We start from the raw sequence: 21,652 nt of genomic DNA, 5'->3' as shown, positions 1-21,652 counted from the left end.
GTTCATTCTCAGGGTTACCCTTTCAGCTTATATGAACAGGAGCCATCCATCCCTTTACGGTAAGTAGAACACCCCCAGAAGTCGCTGTATTTTCCTTTCCAGAGCTTCATTTCACTGCCACAATTCTGACACAATGGACGCTCATCACTACAGCTTTCATCTATACATACTTGAAGACCACTTTTGATATCTCGACTCATTGGGCTTCCACACTTGATGCAAGGTGTCTCTTTGTTTTTGCATCTAGGGTAGAGAGAACAAGACATAAATTTGCCATATTGCCCTACTTTCAACCTTAATGTGCCCTCACCGCATTGGTGACATGAAATCTTTTCAGCTTGCTGCTGAATAAGTGAAGCATCAAATTCATTAGTTTCCACTGGATATCTTTCTTGAACCAACTCTGTTACAAACTCACTAGCATCCATCATATCAACGAGTAGATAAGCACGGTGTTTTGCTCGGGTTAGAGCAACATAGAACAAACGACGCTCTTCGGCATGTTCAAACTTATCTCCTTGCGGTAACAGTGCATCCATAAGCGGTGGGGTTTGTTTTTGAGATGGAAATCCATGCTTTCCCGAGCTCAACCCCATTACTATGACATATTCGGCTTCTTTTCCTTTTGAAGCATGGAACGATTGGTTTTCAATTTCCAAAGTAGGAAATTTATGTTTTAGGGTTCTTAATTGATGCAAATCAGGAAGTTGATACCAGTAACGAGCAAGAAAATAGACCTTATTCTTACTCGCCTTCTTGGACGCCAGTACTTGGTTTGATATTGAAGAAAGCGTCTTTTCTAGCGCAGATAATCCAACCTCATCACTGCCTTGGCGAACAATACTTACCGCAGGAGTATTCACATGGACTAGTGAGTTGATCTTTTTGTTCAACTGAACTGGGTTTTGAGTGACGAATCGAGTCGCTACGTCCCCAATAGAGTTGTTAAATCTAAACGTCATATCCAGCGTAGTTTCAGAAGTTGAACCGAAGTAGTTGGAAAACTCTGTAGTAAGTCGTACATCGGCTCCGCTAAAGCGGTATATTGCTTGCCAATCATCACCAACACAAAACAATGATGAACCAAGGTAACTATCACGTAGTGCCTTAACAAGCCTAGCCCTCGGTTCTGAAATATCTTGGAATTCATCTACCAGCAGGTACTTCCAAGGAGACAGGAATTGACCTGTTTGAACATACTGTAAAGCTTTACCGATCATATCGTTAAAATCTATGACTTGATGGTCTCGAAGGTACTTTTCATAGTTGTGATATAACGGCATTAATAGTTCGAGTGCTTTAGCTGTTTGTCTAGAATCTATCGACTCTTTGATGATTTTGTTTATACCATCTTCATCCAGACACGCTGCTTTGTACATATCAACTAACGCTCCAAGCAGTTTCGCTAATTCTGTCACTTGACCTAGCTGCTCCAAGTTAGCTAACAGAGCGTTATCAGATACAGGTTGTGTTTCTACGCCGCGCTTAATCAGTTCTTTTTCTAGCGCGGTAAGTAGTTTTCCGTTTTTATGTTGATGGTAGAACACCTCCACATAACCCGTCTGATATTTCTTGTGGGTTTCCCGTTTCCACTTGATACTTGCGTGATAACTCTCCTTATCAACATAAGGGGCCGTGTTTCCGTTTTCATCGGTGCCATAATATTCGATGTAAATATCATAATCAGGAAGGTAGAAATCTGGTTCATACTGACGATATTCACTGGTTGCAACATCAAATCGATATTTAGCTTCATATTCATAGTTGATGCCCTTACGCAACAACCAGTTCGCAATCACTAGCTCACCATAGCTTTTAACTTGCTCTCCCCTCATTGAGCGGATGTCGTTATCATTTAGATACTTAAGATGTGCTCCTTGAGATTCAAAATCCCAAGGGTTTTTATCGACGTAGTAATATGAACTGAAATAATCGAGTAAGTTTTTTTTGTAGAGACTATCGAGCATCAATTTCTCGATTTCATCATTCATCCATTTGGCTTTAACTTTGGCACTATCTTCGAGCTTGGACAAGCTCGGTGCTTTACCCTCAACAGCAGAGATAATCTTCACGCCTAGACTGTGAAATGTACTCGCTTTCACATCATCGAAGCCTAATTTATCCTTGATTCTTTCATCCATCTCCTGGGCGGCAATACGTCCATAAGCAAGCAACAAAATATCATTTGATCTAGCTTGGCCGCTGTTAACTAGATAACCTGTTCTTCCGACCATGACACTTGTTTTACCCGTGCCAGCACCAGCAAGTAGAAGGTTATTGTCGTTATCAGTCACACAAGCAATTCTCTGCTTATTTGTCAGAGGATTCGATTCAACACCATCAAAGAACGATTCAAATTGAGCAAGTTGTTTTGCGACATAACGATTGCGTATCTTATCTATATCCGAAGCATCCCAGTTTTGGATGTTAGTAAGTTGTGATGCCGTTTTCTTTGCCAGTTCTGAAAGACCTTGTACCTTTTTCCAGCCTTTCCAACGCTTTATTTCAAGACTCACAACCGACTGAATTTGTTCAATTGAAGAATCTCTAAGGAAACTAGATGTACATTTTTTGTAGGCATCATTTAGGAAGTCTTGCAAGCGCTCCGCACTTTGATTTGCCCACAATGGAAACAGTTCTTTTGAATACTGATAAGGAGTTAGATAGCCCAGCATTCGATAGCGATATGTTTGACCGCGTGATAGCAAAGCCAAACACCCGCCGTCTATTGAAAGAGTGAGATGCGGTGGACAATCGAGGTGATGCCAATCAAAACGCACTTCATTCCCTCTTTCAATAACACGAATTCCATTGTCATCTACTATAACCTCGATCTCTTTGTTAAAGAGACGGGCAATTGGGTTAGAAGTAAGAGTCCACAAAATCATTGTACGCAGCCAGTTTAAAGTTGATGTATTTCGAAAGTTGCAACCATTGTACGGTAATTGTTGATGAGTTGTCTTTGAGCGTGGTTAAGCACTGAATTGATTTTAAGGTTGGCTGAGGACTACTTTATTAAACTAGATTCATCACTATGGCTAACCGTGTAATGGTTGAGTTAAGATGGTCATTTATTATACGGCGCTCATATGCTGGGGTTTGTCACAGTTCGATAAAGAGGCCTGCTTCACCGAGGATCGTGACACACGAGAGCAAGCAGATGACCTCTAGAACACCTATGCCCCAAGACGAGCTACAACCGCGCTATGTACTAATGAAAGTAAGTTGATTCTTCACTATTAAATCTAATATCAAGGCCCTAAACTGCAAGGCCAGATTTGACGTGCCACGACGGTCATACTGTAATGCTGTTAAGTTCTTATTATCCAATCATTGTCATAGTAAATATATTCATCTTCTTTAGTATGTGTCGACTAAGTTATTAAAAAGTTGGTGGTTTACAGATGGCAGGTGGCGATATTAATTTTGATTGGAAAGAACCCGTACTAGGTGAAGACAGTGAAGGAAATCCAATAGAGCTTTTCCCTATAGATACGTTACACAGAGGTAAGTACGCTAAATTTCTACATGGCTACCTTGTCGATAACTCATCACAGAATGGTTACGTTCTTAATCTGAACGCACAGTGGGGAGCAGGAAAGACCTATTTCATCAATCGTTGGATAGATAGCATCAAAGAAAAGCATCCTGTTGTGTATGTCGATGCATGGAAGCAGGACTATTCAGACGACCCTATGTTGACGGTTATCTCGTCTATTATTAACGCTCTTGAAGTACACCTACCTGATGGGAATCAGAAGGCGATAGCGCTGAAAAATAAAGCTACTCGTTTCTTTAAGGCTGCAGCACCACTACTAGCTAAAGGCTTAATTAAGAAAGCTACGGGTATGAACATCGACGAGATTAACCCAAAGGATGACAACGACTCGTTGAACACAGACCTATATAACTTGAGCGGTGAAGCTGGTGCGGCACTAGCCAAGTGTTTAGTTGATGACCACAACGAGAAGTTAAAGACCGTCGAATATCTTCGTGAAGACATCAAATCTCTAATTAAAGCTATCGACCCAAAGAAGAACCTACAGATACCTGCGTTTGTATTTATCGATGAGTTAGACCGCTGCCGCCCAAGTTACGCTGTCGAGATGCTAGAGGTAATTAAGCACTTCTTTGAGCTGGAGGATATTGTTTTTGTTGTGGCGACGGATACTGCGCAACTACAACACGCGGTTAAGGCTGTTTACGGTGAAGGATTCGATGCGCAAACATACCTCGGACGATTTTTTCGTCGACGCTACTCTCTACCGATTTCTAAGTCGAGATATGAGTTTGTTAAGAATATGATTGGTGAGGATTATGCGATAAAACCTAGTTGGAATAGCTATGCCCCTGCTATTGAGGTGGGCGGAAACTTATGGAATCTAATATCCATAGTTGCGGGTAGATTTAACTTGTCTTTAAGAGATACAGAACAGTTAGCTGATAAGTTTTTAGCGGTACTTAGTAGTGCTGATAAGTCGATGAACCCGTACTTACTCCTAACGTTGTTTGCGCTAAGGGACAAACACTATAGTGTGTATGAATGTTGGGTAGGGTCTGATATTAACGCAACAACACTCCAAAAAGTAATGGAGAGTGCTGGCTTAGATAAAACATCCTTACCCTTACATCGTGGCAACTCGGGGTACTTTGTAGCGATTGAAGATACGGAAGCAGTGGATTTCAGCTTGTATGAGATGTTGTATTGCATGGATAAGTACAGCTCATTTAAATCGTATGGTGATAAGAGTTCTGAAGAGCGATCCTTACGTGCAAACTCTAGAGGAGACGACTACGATGCAGGTGAAAAGAACTATATTCAATTAAACTTTCTAGGGCTAGCAGCCAAGAAAAGTGATTATATAGACTGGGTAGAATACGCTGTTTCTTTTGACGAATAGTAAGCTTAAGGGGTAGTTGATATGGCTAGCTCAGGTATGCCCCATTACATGTTTCTTCCACAGGGCACATATGGTGAGCCAAAAATTTTGCGATACAAAAACTAGTGCCCCCAGAGCATTGAAGACAACTTAGATAATCAACGTCTGGGCAGGATTAATGAGCGTTGTCACAAAGTGCTCGAAAACAACCTAGTTATAATTCTGGCACTTCTTATCTTGTCGGCATACCCTGAAATTTATCCCAACATATCAATGCGTTACAGGTTGTTCGCAACATCGATAAAGGGAATGAGTTAGTGCGATTTCTCATTTTCCTGGAATGCTATGTTATAGGCCAAGGCTCTACCCAATAAAAAATAGTGTGTACTGAACTTTGCACTTTTAGTGTCAGTTACATTTGAGATGTCGTACCATTAAATGTTATTGTCTAAGTTTCATAGTATATAGGAATACGACATGAAAAATGATTTGAATGCTCTAATGAGCTTAGTCAAGGATAAAGATGAGTTCTTCGAAGAGGAAAATAAAGAACTAAATACTCTATTGAGAGGGGTAAGCCCTGATGATGTGCCCGATGACTTCAAGCAAGAACTAATAGATCTTATCGATATGATGTTACTAACGGGGAATGTCTTGACTGTTAATAAAAAGCATGTGGACTTCCTGTACAGTGAATTATCTGATGAGGTAACAAATGATCACTAGAATATTTACCGTAATTTTAACGCTAATATTATTACCAATTTCATTGCTTTTTGGCGTTCTTCGCGGTGCTGTAGTAGCCCTAAAAGGGGGCATGGTTCCAATTGAAAAGGTTATTGAAAAAGGTAGTTTTTTCTTAAAACCACAAATATCCTTAATTGAAAAAACATATGAGAACAAATTCTCTGTGATTACTTGGGAAAGCCTTGTCTACGCTGTAGGTATCGGCGAAGAAATCACTGGTCGTCCTATACTTGACGAAGAAGTATTCCCATATCTGGTTTCAGTGTACGGCAAAGATTTTGAGCCAAGAATCAGTCATTTACTCGACTCACTTCAGGAAAAATATGAGCCAGGCACATTTAACAAAATCAAATCAAATATGAGGTCATTGGTTAAGGCTGATGCTCAAAATGGAATGATTAACTGTAGCAACTTTTTAGTTACGAATGCACAAGAGGTCCATGAAGATTTGCAGAGTAGAATCAATGCGTTTAACTCATAATCCTTTGTCCAGAATAATACTAATAAGGCCAATCAACAGGAAGCTGAAATGCTGCGTCTATGCTGGCGACGTTATCTTGTCCATGCATCAACTAATCCGCCAATAGCTTCATTAGCAGATTTACTGGCACGAACATATCCAGCACCTTCTTAGTCTGAATCTTACCCGTGATCACAACTTACCCGTGGCACTTTCTAGCTCGAAAGTGCCCCATTGCGCGTTAGGAAGAGAGTTGAGCGCAAGTTCAAGCCCTGCTATTTGACTTACTTTTCCTCATGCCTAGAGTTCCAACAACGTAGCTAAATTTTCTAGTCCACAACAGACTGACTTTCAATAACAGTTACGCACGAATATTTTGTTCAACTAGTTCTAGGCCATTGAATAGTAGAGAACTAAAGGGAAGTTTTTGACTGATAACGAGCCTTGAATCGGAAGCAATGTGTGCTTGCACGGTTTTCAACTAGAAATTGGATTTGAACTGCATTATGTATGCTTTTCAGTTGGCTAGGTAAGGTTCTTGAGATATGCTAAATACATCAATTCGTGCCGGTACGATACTAAAATTGTAGGGATAGTAATGAAACCTAGTGCCTTAATCTCGCCTATTTTACTTGGGCTCTCATTCTCTTCTATAGCCTCTACGCCTGCTTTTGACCACAATAGCAAAATTGGAATGTGTGCGGGCTTAGCTAAAATCGCTTCCATAAAAGTTGATCAAACAAAGCTAGCATCTGCCCTCGATAGAAGTGAAGGGCAAGATAAAGTTCTAGGTGCCATGACTTATGGTGGTGGGTATGCAATGGGTAATGTGGACATGTTCCAATTACTTAAACCTAACACAAAATCAAAACCAGAAGTTACCAAGTTAATTTTCCAGCAAACGGGTTGTAATATTTACCAATAGGTGCGGAATTGATCTGCTCCAGCAATACTGGACAACTCACTAAGTGATTTTTCAATACGAAAAGTTATCCGTGTGAAGCTAAATTAGTACATAACTAAACACGGAAATGTCCAGAAACTGCATAGATACGAACCTCATAGACAATTTGGATAGCATAAGACGCTATCACTACGTTATTACTTAAAATCAGGCTGGAATCACTTACCTCACATAACCTACCTGTTAAGTTCTTAATAAGCATACCTAAACCCAGAGCTTTGTTCATAACTTTTGAATTTGCCGTTACTTCACTCTCCCGCCATAAGCAACATCAGTATTACTTAAAGTAAACTCTCTTATTATAAGTCTTTCTTCTGGCTCAGTGCTGCAATAAGTTTCTTTCTTTCGCTCTCTGTCATTTCATAGATCATGCACGCCAGTTCAGCAGAGCTTTCATCTTCACAGAAGAAATAATTGAGCGGCACACCAAGCTCATCGGCGATTAGCTTTAAGGTTTGAACATCTGGGGCGTGCTTGCCTTTCTCGTATTGATTCATTCGAGGGCTTGCTGAACTTGCATCCATACCTATGCTTTCTCCCAGGGATTTTTGAGAGAGCTTTGCTTTTTTTCGAGCTTGTTTGAGTCGCTCTGGGATTGGGTTTTTAAATGACACTTAGATTTCATTTCTCTGATCTCAAGTTAACTAAGATTTTCTTAGTTTTATGGATTTCTGTATACTAAGCAATCCTTAGTTTTTGGTTGGTGTAATTTTGGAAATGAAACGGGCTCGAAGAATTAGTGCTGTCATGCACAAGTTATTGATAGAAAATGGGTTAGATGGATTCACCGTGCTAGAAGCGAGAGATTTGTGGCTATCCCTTGATAATGTGGACTCCAATTCTGCCGAAGCTCACAAAAAGGTGTACCGAGCAATTTTTCACTTTGAAAAGAAAAGTTGGTTGCGAAGTGAGGGCTCAGGCCGGAAAAAACGCTACTTTCAAACGCAACAATTTAAAGAGTTACATAACAATGTAACAACGAATAACCAAGCGGATATGAAGCCTAAAGTACCCATTCAAAACTATTCCATTTTAAGCAATGAACGTAACGAATATAAGGGCGAATTGGAAATAATACTTGGGGAGATTGACGAGTATCAGTCGATCGTATCTCGATTTCCTGAGCTAGAGAATAAACTGGCCCCTTTGCATCAAGAGGCTAAAGAGCGCGCCGCTTTATTGCTCGGAAAAGTGAACGTTTTAACAAAGGTTCTTAATACTCTCTATGAAGGAAATGAACAGTGTTAAGGAAGTGGCAAAGTGAATGCTCTGACAGAGCGTTGAAAAAATATCAATCCAACTGCTCCCATTTCTTTTGCCAAGCTACACCTGGAGCAGGTAAGACAGTGCTTGCCGCTAATATTGCGTCAAGGTTGTTACAAAGTGACATGGTAGACCTTGTATTGTGCTTCTCACCATCGTTGACGGTTTCTGATGGTATAAAAAGAACCTTTTCGTCGAGACTTAAGTGTACGTTTAATGGTGGCATGGGATCTGTCGGGCAATCTTTAACATACCAATCTATCCAATTCCTCAATGACGAATTTTGGCAAACATTGCGGAATCACAGGGTCTTTGTTGTCTTTGATGAAATACACCATTGCTCTGGCTCTGAGGTTGAAAATGCGAACATTTGGGGGCAGCAAGTTCTCACTAAGATTCAAGGGCTTGCTACTTTTACCCTCGCACTTTCAGGTACACCGTGGCGTTCAGACTCTTTACCCATTGTGATGGGTGAGTACAGCGACCCAGACGGACAGCTTCTTGTCGATTACCAATACACTCTTAAACAAGCTATAGCTGATGGTGTTTGTAGAACGCCCAAAATCGTCTTGGTTGATAATGAACACTTGTCTGTTAGTAGTAGAGAAAAAGTCGAATCCTTTTCATCAATATTAGAGATGCTTAAACAGACAAAAGCATCCTACCAGAGTGTTATTCACAACCAAGAGGCGATGGAATATCTACTCGGTTTAGGATGTGAGCAGCTAGAAAAAGTACGTCTCAGATCACCCAATGCCGGTGGGCTGATTGTTGCAGCTTCGGTTCAACATGCGCAAACAATCAAAGAGATACTATCTCAAAAGTTTGGGCAAACCGTTTCTATCGTCACTTATCGACATGAAGAGCCGCTAGCAGAAATAGAGCGTTATCGACAAAGCGACGCACAATGGATTGTTAGTGTAGGTATGATCAGTGAGGGTACTGATATTCCGCGCCTTCAAGTATGTTGCCATATGAGTTCAGTCAAAACTGAATTGTATTTCAGGCAGGTGCTCGGACGAATACTTCGTGTGAATAATACAATAAACCAACAAGCGTGGTTATTCACTTTTGCAGAGCAAAGCCTGATTGAGTTTTCTGAAAGGATTGAACAGGATATTCCTGAGTCTCGTCTCTATGTAAGTATGGGGAAACCTATCGAAACAGAGTTCTCTGGTCGACGAAATAGCTTAAGTGTCGCGCCTCCGCTTGAGCCCCAAAACAGCGCGAGAACAACAGTATCTTGGGAAAGCAGTACAGAAAGTTCAAATAGTCTCTATGGAGCATTAGGAATGTTTGATGAGCTTCGACTTGGGGCATTTAAGCAGAGAGTGATCTCGGCTTTCTCTTCCATGTAATTGAAGAAACCATAGGCTACATTTTCACTAAAGGCACATTGGGGAGGCCAGAATGAATTACTTTGCAGAGGACCCCTTCTAGGTAATGTAAACCTGGAGGGCAAATGAAACAGCTAAAACAGCAGTACCGAGAGCGCATTAAATACCAGCGCCAACACCTTTTGGATCTTTATCCGAGCGTTCGTAGTGGAACCCACAAGCACTTTTCTACCAAGCAGGAAAAGAGCTATTACTTTCTTCATAAGATTGAGTGCAGAGAGTACCCAGTTAAGCTGCGCGCCACGCGAGGAAGAGCATTAGCTAACCCATGGGACGACTACCCGTCTTATGTGTATGGCCTAGCAAAAAGTTGGAAGTATAACTCGAAGCGCCAAAACCAATACTACCGATAACCCATCAAAGCTCTCAATTCTGGAGAGCTTTTTTATGCGATGTGCTCTCTCAACTCGAAGCCTAATTATTAGTAATACCATAGTGTTATTAGGTTTAAGTTATTGACTTTAATTACTAATCCTTTGTAGTTTACGCGGGTGCTTCTTAAGTGATTACCCACATCGCAAGTTGCGATGCGCAGGTTGCGATGCGCAGGTTGCGATGTGAAGTTAAAACCACCTGAAATATTGCTTTCTGTAAGAAGGGGGATACGTGCTTCTGATTAACACACTATAGGGGCAGACTATTGTGTTGACTGCGCGAAGCGACACACTTTTGCCCCTAAACGTTTAGAGCATAAGAAACTATCAATAGATTAATTTGTGTGTAAGCCTGTTGCACCAGTTTTTTTAGTCCCAGATACGACAAAGCCACAGGCAATGCCTATGGCTTTGTAAACAGCTACAGAATGTTTGTCATTCAAAACGAAGAGGGAACACATTCTGTGTGCAGCGTCGGGTGTTTTATCACCAAAGTATATGGAAGGGAAAGCACCTAGACTTATCATATGTCCTCGGTGGTCTGCTTTGCAATTAAGCCAAGTTCAATTCGATACAATTACTTCTGGCCAGACAGTAAATAGTACATCCAAGAAAAAGCAGGGATACCCGAGGCTCTCAACGTTAGTTTAAAGCTAAGAACTGTATGTGGCAAGCTTGCTTCTGCCCCAAACCGTTTCAGAGCGTGTCGTTTTGGCAATAAAACTAGCTAATGTGCAAAATATGCACATTGCTTATCAAGCAACTACCGAGAAATTACGTAGTTGCATAATTTGCAACTACTCCTATAAGCCCCGATTTTGCAACGGCCTGTTGCAAAAATCAGTCTGAAACACTTTTGTCCAGAGGCTTCATAGACCTGAAGTTTTACTCGTGGCACTTTTCTCAAAAAGTGCCAGCTAGCTCAGATCTGCCCCAAAACTCGCTAGATCAAATGCTCTACACATTTTAGTGGCGTGCGTTTTCCCTACAAAACCTAATATCAAGTTCATGGCTGATTTACTTACCATCTTTACCTTCTTTTCTACATATCCACATAGTTTATTAAGTTTGATTGTTGTTTGAATATGGAAAGTGGCATGTTTTATTGAGCTTTTGGTCTCGCTTTGTCGATGGTTGACTTTTTAAGCTATTGTTTCTTAGTAGGTTTGTGGTTTTCATGTCTTGATATAGCTCGCATTGTTAAAACGTGATAACGCGCCGGCGCGATTTTATGTGAGGATAGAGTACACAATTTTAATGTATTTTCTTTAATTTTTAGTGACTTATGATAAATTAATCGAAAGTCGAACAGGTAGAAAAACGAGACTGCCTGTTATTAAGAATGTTAGGCTTCTCGACATCATAAGGAGTAACCATGTCGCAAACGGTAAGGCAACATTACGTACCAAGAGTTTATTTAAAAGCCTGGGCATGTCCAAAAGGAAAGGTCGAGGTTCTAGATAAAAAAACAGGGAAAATTTTCACTCCCGCAGTAGAGAACATTTGTCTTGAGAAGTACTTTTATGAAAACCCAAAACTTCCTCCAACAAATGAAATTGAAAATATGTTTTGTGATTATGAAGGGAAGTTTGGGAAAACTAGAGATTTTTTGTCTGCTATTAAAAACAACGCTATCGAATTGTCTCAGCCTATATCAGAAACATTAGCCAGTGCACTAAATGCATTACCAGATCATTTACGAATATTAAAAGAATTTGCATGCATTTCATATTTTCGTACACCCAAAGCCTTTCAGGAAATGCTAAAACAGCTAAAAACAGACAATAATCCTGAAGCGGCAAAAGCAATAAAACAGTTAGAGTCCCCTTATGCTCTTAATAAGCAAGCCTTTGAATCTACAATATTGGAAAGGTTTAAAAAAATGCATATTGCTATTTTATTCAGTGAAACGGATTTAACTACAGGAGATACACCGTGCATTCCGCTAGCGGGAGGCACAGGACATTCAAATTATGCTTATGATATAGGAAGGCATGAAGCTTCATTTGCAACTATGGCTATTACATCAAACATTGCAGTCATGTTCATGCCTAACTTAACAGCAGATAATCCCATTATTATTCCAAGAGATATGCCTAAAGAGCTGTCTCTCCAACTAAATGAAATTATTATGGAGCACTCTCAGCGTTGGGTGATAAGCACTCCAAGTATAGCAGCCTAACAAGGCTACATGGATTCCCCCGGTTGTCAAACATCCGCTAAACTTATGTTGATGGGTTTTGGACTGCCGCTCTACATTCGGCCTACTTATCGACGATTCGCATACGTCGTGGCCCTGATGACTTGCGCGACTGCGGTGCCTTATTCGTTAGATGACATCTAGTGTGTCCGCCGCATTAACAGGCTCTCCGCAAGTGGTCTTAACCTATCTCCATCATTAGCGTCTGCAATGACCCGGTGGGTTTAACTCTTTATGCTGCTTAGTTTTTTACTTAAGCAGCATAGTTTTCGTATTCTGTTTGATTGTGTAAAAGCGACCATATAATTCGTGCGTTCTTCGCGGCAAGTGCCACTATCGCTCGGTTCATTCCTCTTCGTTCTAGAACGCCTCGACACCACTGACTTAACTTATCTTGCTTGTCGCCAAGGTTGGCAATTACGGTCCTTGCGCCATGAACTAATAGTGTTCGTAAGTATTTATCGCCATGTTTGGTTATCCGACCTAAGCGTGGCTTTCCTCCCGTCGAATATTGTTTTGGTACGAGTCCTAGCCAAGCAGAGAAATCACGGCTTTTATCAAATTGAGAGCCGTTACCTATCGAAGCAAGTATCGCAGTAGCGGTTTGCGGTCCAATGCCCCGAACTTTCATCACTCGTTGAACATTAGTGCTGACCTTAGCAAAAGAATCGAAGACTTGTTCAGTATCGGCGATACGTTGATTCAATTCACCAAGGTGGCGATAAGCATCGGCAATCACTGTTCTCGCGAGGTGTGGTAGTTCATTTTCTGCGTCTTCCAGCATTAAGGGAACCTGTTTCATTAATGAAGAGCGGCCAACAGGAATGGTTAACCCGAACTCAGAAAGTAGGGCACGCATGCGATTCATAAGCGCGGTGCGCTCACGAACCCAATGCTCTCTCATTCTATGTACCGATAAGATGGCTTGTTGCTCGGGGGATTTTACAGGCACAAAGCGAGTAGATGGTCGCTGAACAGCTTCGCAGATAGCAACAGCATCATTAAGGTCGTTCTTTCCCTTAGTTCGATAAGGAATTACGTATTTAACAGCCATAATGCGGGCGTCGTGCCCGAGTTTATTGAGTGTTCTTGCCCAATAATGTGCACCACCACACGCTTCAACGCCTATACGCATGAGTGGCATATTTGCTATTGTAGTCAGTAGTTTAGAGCGAGTTACCGACTTATGAAGTATGACCTTACCATTTTGGTCTACGGCATGAAGACTAAAGTGGTTTTTAGCTAGGTCGATACCGCAGAAATAAGAATAATCAGACATGGTGCCTCCGATGCATTTAAGTACCACATAAGTGTGGCAGATCCTCGGTAGGGGGAATCCATGTCATTCGTTATGTTTTTCTGGAGTCAGATTTGGAAATTGCAAAATTAATTGATACTGGTTTTTCTACTGCTGATGCTGAATACCCTGAAATCTTTCAGGTTGATGGTGATGTGATCTTAAAGTTTCGTGATTGGCGAGAGGAAAAGGTAGAAATCTTCTTTGCAGACCCAATTGCAATGAAGTGGCAAATGGCTGAGTCTTCTTTAAACGGAGAACGCTGCGATAGTTGCTATGAAATTGAACAGTCTAATTGGTTGAAGTTGCATATTGATCAAGATGAAGTATCCGAATCCGAAGGCTACAAACACTTTAAGTTTAATTTCAATGAGATTGGACAGTTTGAGGTTTTAGCTCTCAACTATCAATTAAAAACATAACAAGGAGGCCTTGTGGGAAAATTAGTTAAGCCGATTATAGTGGTTGTAGTTTTTCTAGTTTCAGTTTGGGGATCAATGTGGTTAAAAAACAATGTCAACTTATCTGAAGCGTCATTTATGGTTCTCATTACTCTCGCGGCTATTTTTAGCATTCTCCTGCCAAATTTGAATCAGTTAAAGTCATTCTCAATTACTCGAGGTGAGCTGATTCTACAAGAAATCAAGGACAGTGAAGTTGCGGTGAAAGAGCTCGCTTTAGCTACACTAGAGCTTGTAGAAGCAAGCACAGAAGCAGCAATGGTGACCAGTGATTTTGACGAAGAGCGATACAAAAGGGCTATTGAAGAACTGAAGTCTTTGACAGCTAAAACATAACAATAAATTTAATCAGATTTGTAACACTTGGCATTTTTGCTTTGAATTAGCTTAAGTATTTACGGCACAATGGTTTAGGTGGGTGGTAGTGTTACTCACTACTTAATTTGGCGTTAGCCGTTAGAGTCAAGCTTGGAGATAAAGGTAATTAATGCGACAAGAAGAATGGTATTTATTTCAAGAACAGATATGCCAGCACTTTAGGTCTATCGGTGCTGAATCGGAAACCAACGTTTGTTTGAAAGGTGTAAGAACCGAACATGATGTAGACGTGTATGTAAAAACTAAATTCTTAGGCATTGATTTACAATGGATAATCGAAGCTAAACATTGGAAGCGCAATGTAAACAAGGGACATGTACTTGCACTACGAAGCATTGCTGAAGACTTAGGTGTAGATAAAGCATTTATAGTTTCTAGTAGCGGGTTTCAAAGTGGTGCTATGGAAGCTGCAAATAATACAAATATAAAGTTGCTGACTTTCGACCAACTTAAAGAAGAAACTAAAGGCTTTGTTGAGTCTGAAATACTCAAAACTTACGAAACACGTTTGGATTTGCTAGAAAATAGATATTGGTCTCATTCCAAAAAAATTCGAATTAAATACGGCCTTCGTCATCATTTAATGGACCATGAGCTTAGATTTACAGGTCAAATGTTACTAGGTGTAGCACGTAAAGCGTTGATGGATGCATCAGATAAAAACTATCCAATATTTCTTGGTACAGGACATAAAGAACACCAAGGAGAATTGTTTGCTGACAACTTTCAGCAACTGCAAAACTGGTTGAACCTCAATTTCAATCACTTCGAGGCAAAGCTGTTAGCATCGGAGTGGGAAATGCATAAAAATGGAGATTATAACCCAGACTGTATCTTGTCTTTGAGTAGTGATGAAACTCCGTCAAAAATGATGGCCAAAGGCATGTATAATGCCGAAGATGACAGCTAACAGGGCGGTATAAGCCAGAGAGGCAACATGAAATATTATAGTCTGGATACGATAGAAAAAGTCTTTTCGTTTGCCACACGATTTGTCCCAGAGAACCACATGGTTTTTCGAGGAGTAATTAACTCTGAATATGAATTGATTTCCTCTGTCGGTCGCCTGCCATTGCTCGGAGATTCGAGCGAGGAGCTTGATAGAGAAAGGGCGCTATTAGAGCAATTCAAGATGAAGAGTGCGCTGCGAGTACAGTGTCAGCCGTCAAATGACTGGGAATGGCTTAGCTTGGCGCAACACTATGGTTTGCCTACAAGACTTTTAGATTGGAGTATTAACCCTCTAATTGCGTTGTACTTTGCTACAGCTCACTCACCTGAAGAACTATACGGAGGAAAGCCCCTGAGTAACTGTGCGGTGTACGGCCTTATAAGTCATATACACATAGATTCGAGTTATCATATTGACCCACTTGATCTAACTCAAACATTGGAGTTCTATGGGCCAAGCATCTCAGAGCGTCTAGTCAATCAAGCTGGCTTGTTTACTGTTCATCACGAACCTAGAAAGGCATTTGACACTGACAAGTTGCATAAATTTGTTATACCTGGTGAGTTAAAACCTCAAATTCAGTCAAAACTTGGTTTGTTAGGTATTAATGAATCAACTATCTATCCTGGTCTCGATGGTATTGCAAAATCACTTAAAACAGAATTTTACAATCATACTACTCGACCATTAGATCTTGAAAAGGCACCTGAATATATGCAATCGCAACTGGGTGGCTTATAACAAGCATTTAAGGTTTCAAGATACTTTTTCTAATCTTGTATAAACATTTTAGAGCTATAGGTCTAAATCGTTTTTGTCCAAAAGCGAGTTACGGAGGCTCTTATACGAGTGTTATACCGATGGTCAAGGAAAATCATATATGCCTAGCGAGTAGTGAGCTGTGCGAGCGTCAGGAGTGGCTTTATTATTTTACTTTACCATCATTCCCCTAAATACCCTTTTAGCAGGGTGATGGTTTCACGCAGTGAGGCCATCGCCTTACAAAGCCTTCTGGAAAGAAATTTTATAGAGCAGTCGTTTTTAATTTGCTACTATTTTTGTAAAGAATAATGGAGGTAATTTTGAACAGAATTCATCCATTAAAGCACTAGGTTTACAAATCTTTCTATTTTCGTAAAGGAAAGTCTAGATAGAAAGGCCTTGTGAGCCCTTGTATACTTGGAAACTCACTCACTCACTCACTAAGTAAGATTATTTTTTAGTGAATATAATGTGAGCTCAAGAAATATTCACTGCAGAAAGGAAGGAGATCACCCACTTCCAAGGTGTTCTCAATCTGAATCACTGCTTGCTCGGAATCTAGAAACAATTTAACCGAGAAGATAGGACCGTTCAGGAGCAGATATTTAAAGCCCGACTTGATGGCCTCCCCGACATTTTGACTGGTCGATAGCGCATAACCCAACACACCAAAGTGGCTCAAGCTAGCGTGTTCCCCCAGCCAAAGCCCTAAGCCATCGTGAGGAAAGCTCTGATTCGCCACGCTAAATAACGCAAGTTTATCAGCGTAAGTCAGCTTTCCATTCGGGTCTCGCCAATCCATGTTCGGCAAACCGACATCATTGAGTAACCTTTCAATATCGATACCTCGTTGCTCTAACGTATTCAACAGCAGCGCGATATCTAATGTCCCCAACTGATGCCGATGTCCGGTTGGCTTATACTCCGCGATAATCTTCAATAGTCTCTCCTTATATTGAGCCCATTCCCATCAACATGACTACTCAGCTTCAACAACACTACTGACAAAATCGTGATTGGCAACGCGCTCTTGTCCGAATATGACCTCCCAATTCTACGCTACTCATCGCACAATGGCTTTAATTGTTAAATTAATGTGAACCATCGCAATGATAAAAACAAACCCAGCCCCACACAGTTTGATTGATTCTAATGGTCAGCCGATCATTGGACATTTCGATGGCATCCCCAAGCACCTGAACATCGAGAGCTTTGACTACCGAAACTCGATGGATTCAAAAGCAAACTCTTGGCAGAAGCACTTCCACTACAAACAATTCCAATTTGTCAGCATTGTCACCGACACGCACATTATTGGTGTCGCTATCGCGGATATTCGCTACTTAGGCTCGGCATTTTGTTATCTGTACGATATTGAAAACAACCATCTAGAAGAGTCATCTTGGTTGAGGCCATTAGGGTTTGATAAACAAGTTACCGCTTCGCCATTTGACGGCACGACAAACATTGCAGGCCAAAGCATCACCTTTGATATTAAAGACGGGCAATGGCGAGTTTGCTTGAATACCAAACTCATCAAGGCCGATATCGCTTTAGAGCCTGAAGCCGACAGCTTGCCCTTGGCGATGTGCAGCCCAACGGGTTATTCAGGTTGGACTTACACCCAAAAGCACAATGCTTTGCGCATCAGCGGTGAAATCCAAATCAAGGGAGAATCACTTGTTCTCGAACAAGCTCGTGCCGGTTATGACTTTTCAGCGGGCTACATGAGACGCGAAACCAGCTGGCGCTGGGCAAGCATCAACACGCAATCCAATGGCACAGATATTGGCCTAAACCTCGCGGCGGGCGTGAATGAAACCGGAGGCTGCGAAAACGTGTTATGGGTCAATGGAACCAGACACTTGCTTAACCCGGTACAGTTTACGTTCAGTCGCCAAGACACGAACTTGCCTTGGCAGATAACATCACAAGATGGACGTATAAACCTGACCTTTACGCCCTTAAATAACCGCAGCGAAAAGCTCAATTTATGGCTGTTAAAGAGTAACTTTCGTCAGTTCATTGGTCACTTTTCTGGCTCGATTGAAGACAACAATGGAGTGACACATCGACTCGTTGGTGTTCTTGGCCTAACAGAAGATCACTTTGCTCGCTGGTAACGTAATTCTGCTGATTGAATCTCAGGCGAGCAAGTCTAAGTAAACTTGATACTAAGAACGCGTATGGCGTCTCAACAAGGATAAAACATGAATATCGACGCATTAATCAATCACCCGGAATGGCTACTGCTGGTATTAGCGCCCTTATTCGTGGTGTGCATGTTGGCTGAGTATTTTATCGCTCAGAAGCAAGGTCGACTACCAGACAATTCCAACTATAAACTTTCAGAAGTGATGTGTAACTTCACGCTGGCGGGAATGCATCAACTCTCCGATTTGCTCACTGGGTTATTGGTCGTGCAGCTGTATCTATGGCTGTTTGGTTGGCGCTTAATGGACATTGAAATGGGCGTGCTGAGTTTTGTCGTATTGATGGTGTTACAAGACTTTTTCTATTATTGGTTCCATAGAGCAAGCCATCGTATTCGCTGGATGTGGGCCGCGCACGTCGCGCACCACAGTTCAGAACAGATGAACTTCAGTACGGCTTTCCGTCAGAGTTTGATGTACCCATTCGCAGGCATGTGGCTATTTTGGGTACCGCTCGTCATCATCGGTTTCGACCCTAAATGGGTCATCTTTGTGGTGCTTCTCAATCTAGGTTTGCAGTTCTTCGTCCATACACAATGGATACGAAGCTTGGGGCCACTTGAATACATCTTTAACACCCCTTCGCATCATCGAGTACATCACGGCAAAAACCCGCAATACATCGATAAGAACTACGCCGGTGTTTTGATCATTTGGGATAAATTGTTTGGTACGTTCGAACCGGAAGTTGAAACCGTGCGTTACGGTGTCACCAAACCAGTAAACAGTTTTAACCCGATAGTGGTCACCTTTCAAGAATGGAAGGCCATATTCAAAGATTTGAAGAACCGAGAGCTAACCATGAAACAAAAAGTGCGATTGATACTGTCGCCTCCTTCAGACTAATCAAAACGATCGGATTTAGTACACCTTATGAAAATCAATGAGGTTGAATGTGAGGTCGCTTACCCAGAAATCGCCGTCCAAGTCGGCACCTTGCACGTATCGCTTGTCGCCCATTTCTAAAGTCACAATGTATTTGCCCGCGATGAGCCCCTCTACCATGTAAAAGCCATCGCTCTCAATCTCGCTCGAATACTCGGTGCCTTTCTGGATATGTTTAAAGTGCAGATAAGCACTGTTTTCTAGCTCGCCTTCCACTGTGCCATCGACGCCAAATGACACCACCATTTCGATGTGAGCATGAGTTAGCCCGACTTGCTTAGTGTTTACAAACACAGGGTTTTGAATCGGCGTGAGGTTAAGGTCGAGTGCCCCTTCATCGATATAGATAGGTAGATTATCTCGAGCCGGAACACTTGAGAATTCAAATCGGCCCTTTGCATCACTGACCGCTCGTTGGTCCAAGATTTGTAGGCTTACGCCTTGTATGGGTTGTTTGTGGTGATCGTAGACAACGCCCGTCAGCTTAGAATGGTTGTATCGATTCCACTCAACAAACTCACCAATGCTTTCATCAAAGTAAGTTTTAGCACCGAATTCGGTTGTCATCTCGACACCGTATCGGTCTTCGGTTCCTTCTAGCTTAAAGAGTAAATAAGGGTTCACTCGAGCTTCTAAAGAGGCGGAAAACGAAACTTCCTGTTTTTGATAGCGAGCCGATACGTTCGTCGTGAGCTCTTGAAAAACCTCCAACGGATCTAACAGGCACTCTTTGCACGCATTTCTCAGAGACAGCTCCGTTCGTTCATGATGACCAGAGCCATCAACAGTTCCAGAAATATTCCACGACGTATCCGAAAAACCGCTTTTAGCCAAACCAATAGTGTGTAGATAGTCTTCTTGATGAGAAGCTTTGATGTATCGATAGTCACCGGCGTATGAGACAAACAGATTACGAGCCACTTTCGAGTTCAACTTGGGTTCAACGCTCAACTCATCTTCATCATCCCTTACCGTCAAAAAGGCCGTTAGATTGGCAAGCGACAGGTTGTATTTGAAAACATCGTACTCCATCGACTCTAAGTCCAATTCATCGGTTTTATTAAGCTCTATCGATGCCGACTGATCACCATTGATCAAAATATCAAACTCCATTGGAAACCGATTGAACTCCGGCAACCAACCGATATGACCCGCGAACCAATGCGCCGGTAAGTATCGTCCTTGAACGCCAATCAAGTCTTTTCCATTTTGCCTCATAAAGGCACTACCCACAGTGAAGTAATCGGCAAGCCCATATTCGAGCGACACAGCGCCAGCTCGGTCTGCACCTTCATTGCCCACCACTTGCACACCCCACTCGTTGCTTGGCAGAAATGCATCTTCTAAACCGGCGACGGTGATCTCTTCTTCCTGCCAGACACCTTTCGATAAGTAGTAGCGAAACTTGATGGTGTCACCGGGGGAGATGTTGTCTTCTTCAACCACGAAACGTCCAAACTCATCAGAGCGATAAGTGGTTTGATAAATACCATTGACCAAAACATCGATACTGATGTTGGGTTGAGTGGTTCGTTCGAGTTGAAGGTTGCCGAACTCTGTCTGTCGCTTTCGGTTGGTGTAATAGAGCCCATCTTCGAGGGTTTGATTCACGGTAAAGACGCTGCCATCTAATAACACATGGCCGACTTCCAAAGAGCCTTCACCGTCATGAGCTTCTACCGCAATGTTGTAATAAACGATGGGGTTATCTTCTCGTGAATCAATCGACAAGCGAGACAAGGAGTGTTCAGTACTTAATATGGTGTCTGAGATTGCGTAAACATCACCGCCAGTTTCACTGTCGTGATAAACAGAAGCCGCTAACCGAGTCGCTAAACCCACAGCGGCAACAGGTTCGAAAGCTGGCGTGTTTTTAGCTCGCTTGAGATCCTCGGCCTTCTTACGTGATTCATTTTTCATCTTAAAAATAGCGGCTTCCAGTTCAGTCAATGAACTGAATTCCGGAGTAACGGTGAGCCGATAATCATCAATATCCCAACGCACTTTTGCCGGGATACAAGCTTGTAAGCTGTACCAGTGGATGTAAGTTTCTGAGTCGATGACTTGATATTTGATCGACTGGATATTGTTGTCATCGCGATAACAAATGGCTTGTTCGGTATCTAAAATGTACGGAGGAGATTCTCTTCCCACATCTTGAGGCAAATACAGTTCGCAATATCCGCTTTCATCACACTGACCATTCATTTCGAGCAGATAAAAAGCGGCATTGGATATCGAAATGAAGGGTTCTTCGTAGTCATCCATCATGACACGATAAAAGCTATCCCCCACTTTCCCGACTCTAACTTCAACATGGGCTGGATAGAGTTCACTCGCATCACTTTCTGCTTTAGATTGCGAATACGCAGCAAAAGGAAACAGTGAAGCGAGCAACAAAAGTCGCCAAACCATGCAA

18 protein-coding genes and 1 pseudogene are annotated in these 21,652 nt (G+C 41.8%); 14 read left to right on the top strand and 5 right to left on the bottom strand.

Going from position 1 to position 21,652, the window contains the following annotated elements; all coding sequences use genetic code 11:
* Positions 1-14: 14 nt before the first annotated feature.
* A complete protein-coding gene (locus OCU90_RS07550) occupies positions 15-2,888 on the bottom strand; it encodes a UvrD-helicase domain-containing protein (RefSeq protein WP_061026011.1) in 2,874 nt (957 codons plus the stop codon).
* A 516-nt stretch (positions 2,889-3,404) separates the two neighbouring features.
* On the opposite strand from OCU90_RS07550, the gene OCU90_RS07545 reads away from it, so the two are divergent.
* The 4 genes from OCU90_RS07545 to OCU90_RS07530 all read left to right on the top strand — a co-directional run bounded on the left by OCU90_RS07545 (position 3,405) and on the right by OCU90_RS07530 (position 7,012).
* On the top strand, positions 3,405-4,901 hold the full coding sequence (locus OCU90_RS07545; RefSeq protein WP_061026013.1) for a KAP family P-loop NTPase fold protein: 1,497 nt from the start codon (positions 3,405-3,407) through the stop codon (positions 4,899-4,901).
* Positions 4,902-5,357: 456 nt separating this feature from the next.
* A complete protein-coding gene (locus OCU90_RS07540; protein WP_061026016.1) occupies positions 5,358-5,606 on the top strand; it encodes a hypothetical protein in 249 nt (82 codons plus the stop codon).
* Complete coding sequence (locus OCU90_RS07535) at positions 5,596-6,108, top strand: hypothetical protein (protein WP_061026018.1); 513 nt, start codon at positions 5,596-5,598, stop codon at positions 6,106-6,108. Before OCU90_RS07540 ends, OCU90_RS07535 begins: the two co-directional genes overlap by 11 nt.
* Positions 6,109-6,685: 577 nt before the next feature.
* Entirely contained in the window at positions 6,686-7,012 is a 327-nt protein-coding gene (locus tag OCU90_RS07530) for a hypothetical protein (protein WP_061026021.1), read from the top strand.
* Positions 7,013-7,350: 338 nt separating this feature from the next.
* On the opposite strand, the gene OCU90_RS07525 is transcribed toward OCU90_RS07530, so the two are convergent.
* A complete protein-coding gene (locus OCU90_RS07525) occupies positions 7,351-7,665 on the bottom strand; it encodes a helix-turn-helix domain-containing protein (RefSeq protein WP_061026023.1) in 315 nt (104 codons plus the stop codon).
* 103 nt (positions 7,666-7,768) lie between these two features.
* On the opposite strand from OCU90_RS07525, the gene OCU90_RS07520 reads away from it, so the two are divergent.
* The 4 genes from OCU90_RS07520 (at position 7,769) to OCU90_RS07505 (ending at position 12,267) form a co-directional block, all read left to right on the top strand.
* On the top strand, positions 7,769-8,299 hold the full coding sequence (locus OCU90_RS07520; RefSeq protein WP_061026026.1) for a hypothetical protein: 531 nt from the start codon (positions 7,769-7,771) through the stop codon (positions 8,297-8,299).
* Complete coding sequence (locus OCU90_RS07515; protein WP_061026027.1) at positions 8,293-9,672, top strand: DEAD/DEAH box helicase; 1,380 nt, start codon at positions 8,293-8,295, stop codon at positions 9,670-9,672. The genes OCU90_RS07520 and OCU90_RS07515 overlap by 7 nt, the downstream gene beginning before the upstream one ends.
* Before the next feature lie 104 nt (positions 9,673-9,776).
* Entirely contained in the window at positions 9,777-10,064 is a 288-nt protein-coding gene (locus OCU90_RS07510; protein ID WP_061026029.1) for a hypothetical protein, read from the top strand.
* A gap of 1,396 nt (positions 10,065-11,460) precedes the next feature.
* Positions 11,461-12,267 carry a DUF4238 domain-containing protein gene (locus OCU90_RS07505; RefSeq protein ID WP_061026031.1) on the top strand — a complete coding sequence of 269 codons (807 nt, stop codon included), beginning with the start codon at positions 11,461-11,463 and terminating at the stop codon, positions 12,265-12,267.
* 271 nt (positions 12,268-12,538) lie between these two features.
* Here OCU90_RS07505 and OCU90_RS07500 read toward each other — a convergent pair whose 3' ends face one another.
* A complete protein-coding gene (locus OCU90_RS07500; RefSeq protein ID WP_061026117.1) occupies positions 12,539-13,564 on the bottom strand; it encodes an IS110-like element ISVisp6 family transposase in 1,026 nt (341 codons plus the stop codon).
* Between the two features lie 92 nt (positions 13,565-13,656).
* Between OCU90_RS07500 and OCU90_RS07495 the strand changes: the two genes are divergently transcribed.
* The 4 genes from OCU90_RS07495 to OCU90_RS07480 all read left to right on the top strand — a co-directional run bounded on the left by OCU90_RS07495 (position 13,657) and on the right by OCU90_RS07480 (position 16,114).
* Entirely contained in the window at positions 13,657-14,004 is a 348-nt protein-coding gene (locus OCU90_RS07495) for a hypothetical protein (RefSeq protein ID WP_061024362.1), read from the top strand.
* 12 nt (positions 14,005-14,016) lie between these two features.
* Positions 14,017-14,379, top strand: coding sequence for a hypothetical protein (locus tag OCU90_RS07490; RefSeq protein ID WP_061024364.1), 363 nt, complete (start codon positions 14,017-14,019; stop codon positions 14,377-14,379).
* A gap of 151 nt (positions 14,380-14,530) precedes the next feature.
* Positions 14,531-15,331 carry a restriction endonuclease gene (locus OCU90_RS07485; RefSeq protein WP_061024366.1) on the top strand — a complete coding sequence of 267 codons (801 nt, stop codon included), beginning with the start codon at positions 14,531-14,533 and terminating at the stop codon, positions 15,329-15,331.
* Positions 15,332-15,358: 27 nt separating this feature from the next.
* Positions 15,359-16,114 (top strand): FRG domain-containing protein, encoded by a 756-nt coding sequence (locus OCU90_RS07480; RefSeq protein ID WP_061024368.1) that lies wholly within the window; start codon positions 15,359-15,361, stop codon positions 16,112-16,114.
* Between the two features lie 493 nt (positions 16,115-16,607).
* Here the strand turns inward: OCU90_RS07480 and OCU90_RS07475 are convergent.
* A pseudogene (locus OCU90_RS07475) lies at positions 16,608-17,075 on the bottom strand (AraC family transcriptional regulator ligand-binding domain-containing protein); the annotation flags it as partial.
* A 169-nt stretch (positions 17,076-17,244) separates the two neighbouring features.
* Between OCU90_RS07475 and OCU90_RS07470 the strand changes: the two are divergent.
* Positions 17,245-18,258 (top strand): DUF2804 domain-containing protein, encoded by a 1,014-nt coding sequence (locus tag OCU90_RS07470; protein ID WP_061025241.1) that lies wholly within the window; start codon positions 17,245-17,247, stop codon positions 18,256-18,258.
* Between the two features lie 87 nt (positions 18,259-18,345).
* Positions 18,346-19,194 carry a sterol desaturase family protein gene (locus OCU90_RS07465; RefSeq protein ID WP_061025242.1) on the top strand — a complete coding sequence of 283 codons (849 nt, stop codon included), beginning with the start codon at positions 18,346-18,348 and terminating at the stop codon, positions 19,192-19,194.
* Between the two features lie 15 nt (positions 19,195-19,209).
* Here OCU90_RS07465 and OCU90_RS07460 read toward each other — a convergent pair whose 3' ends face one another.
* Complete coding sequence (locus OCU90_RS07460) at positions 19,210-21,648, bottom strand: carboxypeptidase-like regulatory domain-containing protein (protein ID WP_061025244.1); 2,439 nt, start codon at positions 21,646-21,648, stop codon at positions 19,210-19,212.
* Between the last annotated feature and the right edge of the window lie 4 nt (positions 21,649-21,652).

The organism is Vibrio splendidus, from assembly GCF_024347615.1.
GTDB lineage: Bacteria > Pseudomonadota > Gammaproteobacteria > Enterobacterales > Vibrionaceae > Vibrio > Vibrio splendidus.
The sequence above is the reverse complement of the archived record's forward strand: the minus strand, read 5'-3'. Positions and strand labels throughout refer to the sequence as shown.